Source organism: Dictyobacter vulcani (assembly GCF_008974265.1).
GTDB classification, from domain to species: Bacteria; Chloroflexota; Ktedonobacteria; order Ktedonobacterales; family Ktedonobacteraceae; genus Dictyobacter; species Dictyobacter vulcani.
In genome coordinates this window covers 829,200-840,961 of the sequence record NZ_BKZW01000002.1, presented here as the reverse complement: position 1 = coordinate 840,961, position 11,762 = coordinate 829,200, and the positions used below count along the sequence as shown (strand labels likewise).

The 11,762-nt window shown below is 49.7% G+C and carries 3 protein-coding genes and 1 pseudogene; all 4 read right to left on the bottom strand.

Annotated features, from left to right (window positions below; translation table 11 throughout):
- Positions 1-10: 10 nt before the first annotated feature.
- Positions 11-4,698, bottom strand: a pseudogene (locus KDW_RS21170) (SDR family NAD(P)-dependent oxidoreductase); the annotation flags it as partial.
- A 335-nt stretch (positions 4,699-5,033) separates the two neighbouring features.
- Entirely contained in the window at positions 5,034-9,461 is a 4,428-nt protein-coding gene (locus tag KDW_RS21165; protein WP_151757940.1) for a condensation domain-containing protein, read from the bottom strand.
- Between the two features lie 124 nt (positions 9,462-9,585).
- Positions 9,586-10,080, bottom strand: a complete 495-nt coding sequence (locus KDW_RS21160) for a YceI family protein (RefSeq protein ID WP_151757939.1) — start codon at positions 10,078-10,080, stop codon at positions 9,586-9,588.
- Positions 10,081-10,810: 730 nt separating this feature from the next.
- Positions 10,811-11,278 (bottom strand): response regulator transcription factor, encoded by a 468-nt coding sequence (locus KDW_RS31915; RefSeq protein ID WP_162005467.1) that lies wholly within the window; start codon positions 11,276-11,278, stop codon positions 10,811-10,813.
- Positions 11,279-11,762 lie beyond the last annotated feature (484 nt).

Sequence of the window (11,762 nt, the reverse complement as noted above, 5' to 3'; positions counted from 1 at the left end):
CAGGATCATGAATGACATTGGTCAGGGCCACTTGCATGTGAGCAAGCACCTGTTCCATCTGGGCCTGGGTATAGGTGTCCTGGTTATAAATGATCTTTAAGGTCAGGGCGTGTTCAGGAATAACGATGATGGACAATGGATAGTGCGTTTGCTCGTGTGAACGCACCGAGTTGACGCTCAGGCCCGTCGATGATGCCAGTTCCTCACGACTAAATGGATAGTTTTCAAAGACAAAGATGCTATTGAACAGTGCTGTTCCACGCGGAATATCGCTCCAGTTTTGGATCTGTGCCAGCGAGCTATGCTCGTACTGCAACAGGTCGCTCTGCTGATCTTGCAAGCTCTTGAGCCAGTTGTGGACCGATAGATCGCTTTGCAAACGCATACGCAGTGGAATGGTATTGATAAACATGCCCACAATCGCTTCAATACCAGGTACGGTTGCCGGACGTCCCGCGACAGTGATGCCAAAGACAATATCATCCTGACCACTGTAACGGCTCAAAAGCACACCCCACATGCCTTGCACAATGGTGTTCAGGGTCACTTGCAACTGACGCGCCACATGCTGGAGCTCTTGTGTGAGTTCTTCTGAGAGCTGCAGCACCACTTCACCTTGTTGTGGCTGCGGATCTGCTGGACGCTCAAGGCCAGGTACAACTGGTTGCGTAAATGCATTGAGGGTACGACGCCAGAAGATTTCTGCCTTGTGTGGATCCTGCTGCTGCAACCACTGGATATATTCTTGATAGGGACGCGCCGGCACTATCTGGACCGGTTGCTGATGGTAGAGTGACTCATAACTTGCAAAGACATCACGGAAGATGATCGGCACACTCCAACCATCCAGAATAATATGATGATGACTCCAGAGGAAACGATAGACATTATCCTGTAATCTGAATAAATAGAAGCGCATCAGTGGTGCCTGCGTCAGATCAAAACCCTGGATACTGTCTTCATGGAGATGGCGTTCAAATTGCTCCTCTTGCTCCTCCCCGAGCGGTAACGCCAATCATACTCGTTGAACTGAACCTGGATATTTCGATAGACAATCTGATGGGCATCGGCCAGGTCTTCCCAGATTAATGCTGTACGTAATGCCGGATGATGGTTGACGACAATTTGCCAGGCTTGCACGAAGGCTGTTTTGTCGAAAGAGCCTTGAAGCGTACAATAAATCTGGTTCACATAATCGCCAGTATGAGATTCATAGAGCGTGTGGAACAAGAGACCTTGTTGTAAAGGTGAGAGCGGATATAGAGACTCGATGCCTGGGTTGCGCTCGGTCAAGCTATCAAGTTGCTCCTCGCTCAGCCTGGCCAATGGGAAGTCAGAGAGGGTATAACTATCAGGTCTGGCTTGCTGGCAATGCGCAATCAAGCTCCGTAACGCCTGCATATAGGCAGAGGCGAAACGCTCGATCGTGGAAGCCTGATGAATATGCTGGCTATAGGTCCAGCTCATATGCAGCTGACCGGCACCGATGAGGCCAAAGATGTCCAGCAAATGTGGACGCTGGCCCGCTGGACTGGTCAGGGCACCACCTGATTCAGGCGCTGGACCAAAGAGGGCGGTCTGGGAAAAGGCTTGATCAAACTGACCAAGATAATTAAAGCTGACTTCAGGCTGAGGAAGCTGGCGCAGCTGTGCGGCGATCTGACTATCCTCAGTCAGGTAACGCAACAGTCCATAACCAATACCGTGCTGGGGAATACTGCGGAGCTGCTCTTTGATCTGCTTGAGCATCGGACCAGGACGCGATACATTCTTCAGGTCCAGTTGCACTGGGTAGAGGCTGGTAAACCAACCAATGGTCCGCGAAATATCAGCACTATCAATGATATCCTCTCGACCATGGCCTTCCAGATTTACGAGCAGATGGTTCTCACCAGTCCATTCTCTCATTGCTTGCGCCAGCGCGGTAAGCAGGATATCATCCATCTGCGTATGATAGATGGCCGGAACATCAGTTAAAAGGGCGCGTGTCTCGGCTTCAGTTAATGAAAGAGTAATGGTCCTGGTGGAACCAACATTATTCGCACCAGAGCGATAATCAACAGGAAGTGCGACCTGTGGCACGTGCAACTGCTGCAACCAGTACGACAGCTCTGCTCGACATACGTCACTCTGAGCATATTTGTAGAGTTCTCGTGACCAGTACTGGAAGGAGGTCGTTTTCGCAGGCAGCACGATTGGCTGCTGCTTCTCCAATTGCTCATATACTGTCTGTAAGTCTTCTAAGAGGATACGCCAGGAAAGCCCATCCACGATCAGATGATGGATAACCAGCAGGAAACGGGCTGGCTGCTGCTGACCAGGATCAAAATAGGTGGCCCGCACCAGTGGTCCTTTCACCAGATCTAAGCTTGCTTGCTCCTGTGCGGCCTCTTGCTCGATGGCAGTTGCTTGTGCTGTTACGTCAAGGTGGGCCAGATCAATGCTGCGGAAATGGAAGAGCTCGGCTGGCTCCTGATTGAACTGCTGCCAGCTACCTTCTTCTTGCATAAAACGCATACGCAGTGCATCATGCTGAATGAGAAGCTGGGCCAACGCCTGTTTGAGTAAGGCCGGATCAAGAGGACGTTGCGCTTTAAGCAAGAAGGATTGATTCCAGTGCTGCGCTTCTGCAAATTGCTGCTCAAAAAACCAGTGTTGAATAGGTGTGAGTGGAATCAGACCAGTGACGGGCTCCTGCTGGGCGTTGATCTGTGTTCCTGGAGCGGATTGCTGCATAGCAGCGGCTAAATGCGCGATGGTCTGATACTGGAAAAGCATGCGTGGCGTAATAGCGAGTCCGGCCTGGTTGGCGCGTGAGACAATCTGGAGGCTCAGGATAGAATCACCACCGAGCGCAAAGAAATTATCATGAATGCTAATGTCAGCCACACCTAAGACCGCTTGCCAGATCTTTGTGAGCTGCACTTCCATTTCAGTACGAGCCGCTACCCGTTCTGTAACCACGCTTCCATCGATCTGCATCAGGCGCGCCAGATCAATCTCTCCGGCAGGGGTGACCGGTAGCTCCTGCAGTTGTACGAGGTGATAATTCGCCGGGATCAACTGCTCCTGAAATTTTTGCCCTGTTTGCAGTTGTACAAAAACGCTGGCTTGCTGTAAAGCGATGGTGCCTTCACGCTGGCTATAGCGCCGAATATTCTGGTTGGTCGCATCCAGGCCGATCAAAACGTACGGCTGCGTATGGGTCAGCCCTACTTGTAGGGCTTCCAGGGCCTGACGCGGTTTCAAGGCATAGTAGCCACGGGCCTGCGAGAGTTCTTTGATCTGTGAGCCTGCACTCATACCAGTCTCATCCCAGGTGCTCCAGGCAAAACAATAGCTATTGACGCCCTGACTGCGTTGATAGTGAACAAAACTATCCAGGAAACTATTGGCGGCGGCATAGGCTCCGACACTGACGCCCCCGAAGAAACCATTCACCGAGGAGAATGAAACAAAGAGACAATGTGGGCGTTGCAGGACCAGGCGATGCAGGCTCCAGGCACCCGAAACCTTGGCACGAATTTCCTCAGCCAGTGTAGTAGCACTCTCCGCTTCAAGCAAATTCTCCTTATAGACACCTGCCAGGTGGAAAATGCCATCAACTGCCTGCTGCCAACGCTGCTCAGCTTGCGCTACAGCCGCATTAAGGTCCGCTTGATGTCCAATGTCCAGCGTCACATACGAGATCTCACCCTCGAGTTGTTCCAACATACGCAGAGCCTTCAGGCGCTGTGCATATTCATCATTGAGGGCGATATGAGTAGTCCAGAGGCTTCTCTCTGGCAGGACTGAACGGCCCAGCAGGAGGATACGCGCCTGATAGTTCTGTAACAGATAGCGCGCAATTTCGATGCCAGCGCCACCCAATCCACCGCTCAGGATATAACACCCACCCTGTACAAATGGCAATGGCTGGTTCGGCTCATGGGCCCAATCCAGCATGGCTAAACGCGGCACCAGCCGCCTACCATCGCGGTACGCGACTTCACTATCTCCCTGCGCGACACTCAATTCCTGGATGAGATGGCGCACATTTTGCGCATGTTGGAATGCAGGTAGATCGAGATGCTGGCAATGCAACCACGGCATTTCCTGGGCGACCGTCTTCAGGAAACCCGCAACCGTCCCGCGTATAAAGGCCAGTTCATCATCGGCCTGGACATATTGACTCTGGCTCGCGACAACAGAAAGTCCTGCTGGCTGCTTCCCATAAATTTCAGTAAAGGCTTGCGTCAAGAGCAACAGGCTATACAGGCTGGCGTGGTGCGCGGCCTCCAGTTGTGCGCTACTTTCAATCACATCCGGAACAAAACCATAATTCCAGAGGTGGACCATACACCTCACGGCCTTACCTGTGCTCTGGAGCTCGCTAAAGAGGTCGTGGTAGTGCTGCCGCGTTTGCACGTCAAGGCTGTAATGGTCAGGAGCCAGACGGCGATAGCTTGTAGCGGCTTCAACACAAACGACTTCCTGGTCCTGCTGCCGCAGAGCGTTTGCCAGTTGGGCCCCCAATCCAGTTGTATCCATGAAAATAATGGTAGTTCCACCTGTCTGGACAGGCACCTGATATTCAATCTGACGCGGCTGCCAGCGCTTGTAGAAAAACCAATCTGGCAGTGTGTTCTGATTCCTGAGGTGAAGATCTAGCTGCTTTAAAATATGATCATATTCGCCGGCCAGCAGTGATTTCTTCATTTGTGTACGCTGGATTTTTCCACTGGTGGTCTTGGCAAAGGCGGATCGGGCAAGGGGAATGATATAGGCTGGATTAATACCAATATTTGTGACAACCTCAGACCGGATCGTGCTCAGTAGCGGTACAATATCTGCCAGATCCTGGGAGATGGGAGTAAAGAAGACGGCGAGCCCGCCAGTCCCTGTGGTTGAGTCTTCAATCGAGCTAGCTCCAGCAAAGGTTGGTTCAACCCCCGGAATAGTATTGACGACATCTTCAATCTCATAGCAGTAGTAGTTGGCTCCATTAATGATGATGACTTCTTTTTCACGTCCGGTCAGGGTCAAACGTCCGTTTAAAATGAAACCAAGGTCGCCACTATTAAACCAACCATCACCGACAAAAGCTTCCGCATTAGCGGCAGGATTCTTGTAATACCCGGGGTAATAACGGCTCCTTTGATCTGGAAGCGGCCAATAACACCTTCTGGTACCAGCTGGTTATGTTCGTTCGTGATACGAATCTCAACTCCCGGGACAGGAGGACCCAGATCAATAAAGTTTACCGCCCTGGCGTCTTCACGCTGAGCAAACTTCAAACGCCTGGAGAGTGAGCTCTTTTCAAAGCGATAGGTGCCTGTCTCCACTGTAAAGTCATTTTGATAGGTCATACAGGTGCAGGCCTCGGCCATACCAAAGGACGGCTGCATCACCTGAGGACGCAGACCAAAAGGGGCTGTTAAGCGTAAAAAGTCGCTGACAACTGGTAGCGTGACTTGCTCACCAGCATTCATACAATAGCGGAGTGAAGAAAGATCCCAGCTTCGATCCTGGACATTTTTGGTGAGCCAGTCGCTAACAAGTTTAAAGCCAAAGTTTGGTGCCCAGGTCAATGTCACCTTATATTCTTCAAGCAAATCGAGCCAGCGTAAGGGATCCATCAGAATGATGTCTGTCTTTACTTCGATCTGCGAAATACCCAGGTAGATATCTTTAAGGTGACAGGTCAGGATCGGCACAACGTGATCCATTGGCAACCAGTTCAGAGTGATATCTTCTGAACTATAGGCATTGAATTGTTGCGAGCCGTGAATATGGGCAATGATACCACGATGCGTTTCCTGAATACACTTGGGGACACCGGTACTACCTGAAGTTAATTGAAAGAATACGCGGTCTTCAGGCTGACATTGATAGATATCATCACTGGGCTCGTTCTTGAGTAAGGACTCAACGGCAAGCACCTCTAGTCCCTCCATTGGCCAGAACTGCTTCAAGCCTTTCAGTGGAGTTACCAGATGTTCGTTAGAGATAATTGGTGGATGGTCGAGCAGTTCCCAGATATTATAGAGTTTGTTGACGACACTATTTTTTTCAGCATAGGTCTGGGCAACCGCCACTGTCACCGGGGTAATACCAGCCAGCACACAGGCCCAGAAGGTTGAGAAGTGATAGCGCAAATTATCACTTTGCAGGATTGCGGTGTCGCCCTGTTTGAAGCCAAGTTTGTGCAGACCAGTCAGGATACATCTGGCCTCCTCTAAGAGCACACCATAGGATTGAAAAAGGATCGAGCCATCAGGCTGAATATATGTAATACCTTTATCCTTGAAAAAGGTAGCGGTACGGAAGAGGGCTTCAGTGAGCGTTTTGGGGGCAAATTCAGATATGATCAGTGGACCGCCATCACTCCAGGCCTGGGCAATAACCTCATGTTCATCCTCATCTTCCTTTACTTCAGCCGCAGATGAGACATCCAACGAGAGCAATTGCTCATTGTGCATCGTGGCTTTCCATCCATGAATCAGGTCTGAGAGATGCTGGACTGGTAGCGGCTCCGCGTATTCCTGTGGCACTATTGCGGCCCGTTCAACGATATCTAAGGCCGTGATGCGCTCCTGCCAGTCGGTCAGAACAAGAGGATCAGTGGAGTCCAGGTTCAGTAAGCGTGCGTGATCAATCTTGCCAGCTTTTGTCAGTGGGAATGCCATCAAAGGGATCAAATGATCTGGAAGCATGTTGGCGGTTAGACTTTGGGCCAGGTCATCTTGAATGCGCTTCTCGATGAAAGGACCCGTGGGCACAAGATAAGCGCACAACTCATAACGCTGGTCACGGCGCTCACGAGGCAGTACAATAGCGTCGTCAATGGCAGGATGAGCAAGCAAAGCCGCTTGTACTTCATCTAAGGCGATCGCCTGACCTTCTCGCTGAAGGATACGCTCAGGTTGTGCCAGCAAGGTATAGCCAGACTGATGGCGGTAACGTCCACGATATCCTGTTCGCTGTAAGTGTTCTTGACCATTCCCACTGGATTGTACATAGAGGTCCGCATACACGCCTGCCGGTACCATGTGTTGATATTCATCCAGTAAATATAATGCAGCATGAGTTGCGGATCCTTGCATATGTTCGGGACCCCCTGCAGCATCCATGCGGGCACAGAAAAAGGTACCGGTAGCAGGAAGATTATAGAGGGAGTAGAGTCTGCTCGGAAACTGCTCCAGGCAGGTCTGGATGACGGGCGGTGGGAGAATGCCACCACTTGAGAGCAAGAAGCGTACCACTTGAGGCTCTAAGAGCGAGTGGGTGCTGAGTGTCGCTAAAATCGTAGGGGTGCCCACAACAATACTTACGTGCTGGACTGGCAGTATCTGTTGAAGTTGTTCCGGGGAGTGCAACTCTGCGTCGGTTGGTATGACGACCGACGCACCATGTGCTAATGACCAGCAGAGGGTCCACAAATCATGCTCGGCTTCTGGTAAAGCTGTATGTAACACCGTGTCGGTAGCAGTCAGTGGGAATTGCTGCTGCAGCCAATGCACCTGACGGTTGAGGGTGCTTCGCTCAAGCGCGACCAGACTCCCGGCCGAAGGCAGGAGCGCAACACAATCACCAGGATGAGTCTCCTCTTGCCAGGAGGTAGTAGCCCGGGCGGTAATCTGTGCGTTACTCAAATCTATCACCAGCATTGGGATGGCGGCGGTGGAAAAATGAGTGCTGGCGCCTGGATAGGTCAGAATATACTGTGCGTTCCCGGCGGCCAACTGTCTGCTGATATATGCCTCTGGCGCATCTGGGGGCAGTACCAGACATGTCGCACCAAGTTGTAGCAACGCTAACTGAGCCACCACCCGGTCCATCGACCGTGGCATAGCCAGAGCGACAGGCATGCCAGCCGTGATGCCCTGTCCGTGCAAGTAATGGGTGACCTGATTTGTATGCTGCAAAAGTTGCTCGGCACTGAGTTGCCCCGCAGATGAGACAAGCGCAGGTGCGGATGGCTGGTCAGTACAATGTTGGATGAACTGCTGAAAAAAGTCTTCCGGTTGGTCAGCAGGCTGGACAGGAAGAGCAGTTGCCCGAGCGAGTTGTTCACTTTCTGTCTGAGAGAGCAGGGGCAACTGATTGATAGATTGCTCTGGATTACGCACGACCGCAGTCAATAGATTCACCAGATGATCTTGCATCTGTTGAATCATAGCGGGCTCAAAAAGGTCAGTGCTGTATTCTAACCAGCAACTCAGTCCATCTTCGACATCAATGATGGCGAGTTGAAGATCAAATTTGGCTGTGCCGGTTTCGATATTAATCGGATCTAAGGTCAGGTCGGGCAGTTTGAGGCTCGGTGGAGGAAAGTTGTGAAAAATAAACATCACTTGAAACAGGGGTTGGCGGCTCAGGCTGCGCTCCGGTTGGATCTCTTCTACGAGCTTCTCAAAGGGTAAATCCGGATGAGCATAGGCGGCCAGAACCGTTTCACGTACATCTTGCAACAGTTGCCGAAACGCTGGATCGCCCTCTAGCTTTGTTCGTAGCACAAGCGTATTCACAAAAAAACCAATCAGGTCTTCAAGCTCTTTGCGATTACGATTGGCAATGGCTGAGCCAATACCAATATCTTTTTGCCCGGTATAGCGATAAAGCAGGATGTTAAACACAGTCAGCAGCGTCATAAACATGGAGACGCCTTCTTGCTGGCTCAATGCTTTAAGCTGCTCTGTTATCTCCCTGGAAATAGTAAAACGTTGAGTTGCTCCACGATAACTTTGCACGGCGGGACGAACATGATCCGTTGGCAGTTCCAGGTCCGGAAGGTCGGCCAGTTGCTGCCGCCAATAGTCGAGGTCTTTCTTCTGATCTTCCTTGCGTTGGTCATCACGTTGCCAGACCGCAAAGTCGACGTACTGAACAGGTAATTCAGGCAAGGGCGATGGTTCGCCCTGCACAAACGCCTGATACAGGACCGTCAATTCACGGAGGAACACGTCCATTGACCAGCCATCAGAGACAATATGATGCATCGTGAGCAGGAGCACATGTTCTTGCTCCTGCAGTTTTAAGAGTTTGGCACGAAGCAGTTGTCCACTGGAGAGATCAAAAGGCCGCAACACTTCTTCATGTGCCTGACGTATAGCCGCCGCCTTGCGCTGCTCATAAGGCTGGTCACCTAAATCAATCAGCGGTAAGGGAACATGCACACTGTCTTCAATACGTTGAATCGGTTGATCATCCACCATGGTAATAATTGACCGCAACACTTCATGGCGCTCAACAATGGCGTTCAAGCTCTTTTCCAGCGCCTCTCTATCTACTGAACCGACCATGCTCAAGACTGCCGGAACATTATAGAAGGCATTGCCAGGTTCCAATTGATCTAAAAACCAGAGCCGCTGCTGGGCGAATGACAACGGAAAAGTTTTCTTCTTTTCACTCGCTTTCTTTTTCAAGAGTTGGGATAACATCGCTCGCTTCTGCTCGGATGACAGATTTTTCAGACTCATTGCTTATTCCTCTTTAATTAGAACCATGCGTACTATTGTGCTCTAATGCCTTCTTCTGCAAATAGAAATAAAGTTTTACCATGGTTATCCAGGTAAAACTTGCAGGTGTTTCGTCGGCAGACCCTTATTGCGGGATAGCGTTGATGATGATTTTGAGGTTTGCATCTCGTCCGATCATAATCGAACCCCACTTGATCCCAAATTCATTGCGATCAAGCACCGTATTGGCTTCAAATGTCTGTTTACTGTTGCCATTCTGAGCAGACAATTTTTTTACATCTAAAGCTACTTCTTTCGTGATTCCATGCAACGTTAAGTCCCCAGTGACCTGGTAGGCTTGCTCGTTGATTTGCTTGATGTGTTTGCTGTCAAAAACCGCAATGGGATATGTATCAACATCGAAGAAGTCTGCGTTTCTTAAATGCGCATTGCGTTTCTTATCATGGGTATCAACGCTTGCAGTGCGAATCTCTGCATGTATACTTGATTTCTCTGGCTGCCCATGATCTAAATCCAGCAGGCCACTCACATCCGCGAAATGTCCTTTTACGGTCGAGACAAACAGATTTTTTATGGCAAATTCAACACTGGAACTTGCACTATCTATATTCAATTTCATCTATCTTTATCACCTTTCCTTGCTTCCTTAAATCAGTCCGGGCTAGCGGGATTGGGCTACTTGCAGATAGGCTCCGGCGAGAGAACGTTGCATTGTCCACCTTGTGGGTATCAACGTTTGGAATTGCTGCGGTGTAAGGGCTCCCTGGACATCTTTGTGGACTCTGGCAGCGTCTGGATGAACTGTGAGTTATCGGGTCAAACCGTTTCACGCTATGAAAACATGCAATACAGCGCTTTCATAACACTTGTCATAGCATAATCAGATTATACCCTGGTACAAGGAACTTTTTGTACGTACCAGCACGTATTTTTTCTACTCTTTTTTTAGTAGTCTATCCGGTTCTATAGCCTCATTTGTCAGTAGATGGGGCGTTTTTTTTGCTCTTCTCAAGAGCGTGACTAAAGTTCACGCCTCTCAGGATTAGAGGATGCTGCCAGACTCTCGCAAGATAGATGATCATTAGCCAGGAGTCGTACGCCTGCTGCTACAGAATGTTTTTCAGGCGTACGACCTGTACTATCCATTGATCAGCAATAAAATACATCCCTTTTTGACTACCTGGAGCTGATCAGAGAAGGCGCAGGAATAACGAAATGGAACAATAATGTCGCATGTCTTCAGTATCATCCACAGAGGAGGCTGAAAACATCGGGCCGTTCAAAATATATGTCAATAAGTCCATCCCTAAAAATTGAGCGTGTACACCTGCCTTAGTAGTGCATGCGCATCACTTCTGACACATCGTCTCTGTCTCAATGAAATCCAGAATAGAAAAGATGCCAGACTGATAGGCCGCAAACAAGGCGTCCCGCTCACAGTGAACGCCGAGCTGCTCGTAAATATGCTGGCGATGTTTTCCAACGGTGGTTGGCGAGATACTGAGCTTTTCAGCAATACAGTGTTGCGTATAACCAAGGCACATAAGTGTCAACACTTCACGCTCCCTTTTTGTTAGCGAACCACATAACTGACTATCGAGGCGCTGACACTGTCCCTGCAAAAATATAGCCTGCTCAAAGGTATATAAAAGCCAGCTACATACCTGTGCTAATAATTGGGCAGCCACAAAGGGCATGGCAGGAATAGTTGACCGTTCATCATCAGGAGCAATACATAAGGTTCCGTAGCTCACCTCACAAAATTGAACCGAAAAACTAATCAGCGAGCGCTCGATAAAAGGATTTATTTTTTGCATGTTCTCCGTGTTCTCTCGACTCTTCAAGACAAGCCGAGCTTTTCCCTGCGTAATATCTGTTACTTCCCGGCATAAACACTCTGCCACTCCAACCTGTTGCTTACATAGGTTTTGGCCGATCCATAGCAGATGCAGAAGAGAGCGTACAAAACTCCATTGCACTGTCTCCTGCGGAAAATACATAGAATCGGTGTGAAAGCGTGAGGAGAAGGACGACGGGTGCATATCAGGTTGACGGTTTCTCTTGACGGCCATACAAATCCTCCGAAAAAGCTTATGAGATCATCTCTCTGGGCACAACGTTTTGCTTCAGATGCACAAGGGCATATTCTCTGCATACATATCACAGAAAATTATTTTCTCAATTCGTATGCTTTGTATACAGGTATCACAGCTTTCACAACCAGCTGTTGAGAAGAGACCTGAATCTGAAGATGCTGACCTGCAAGAGCCTTGGTAACAAAATAGAGTTGCCCATGATAAC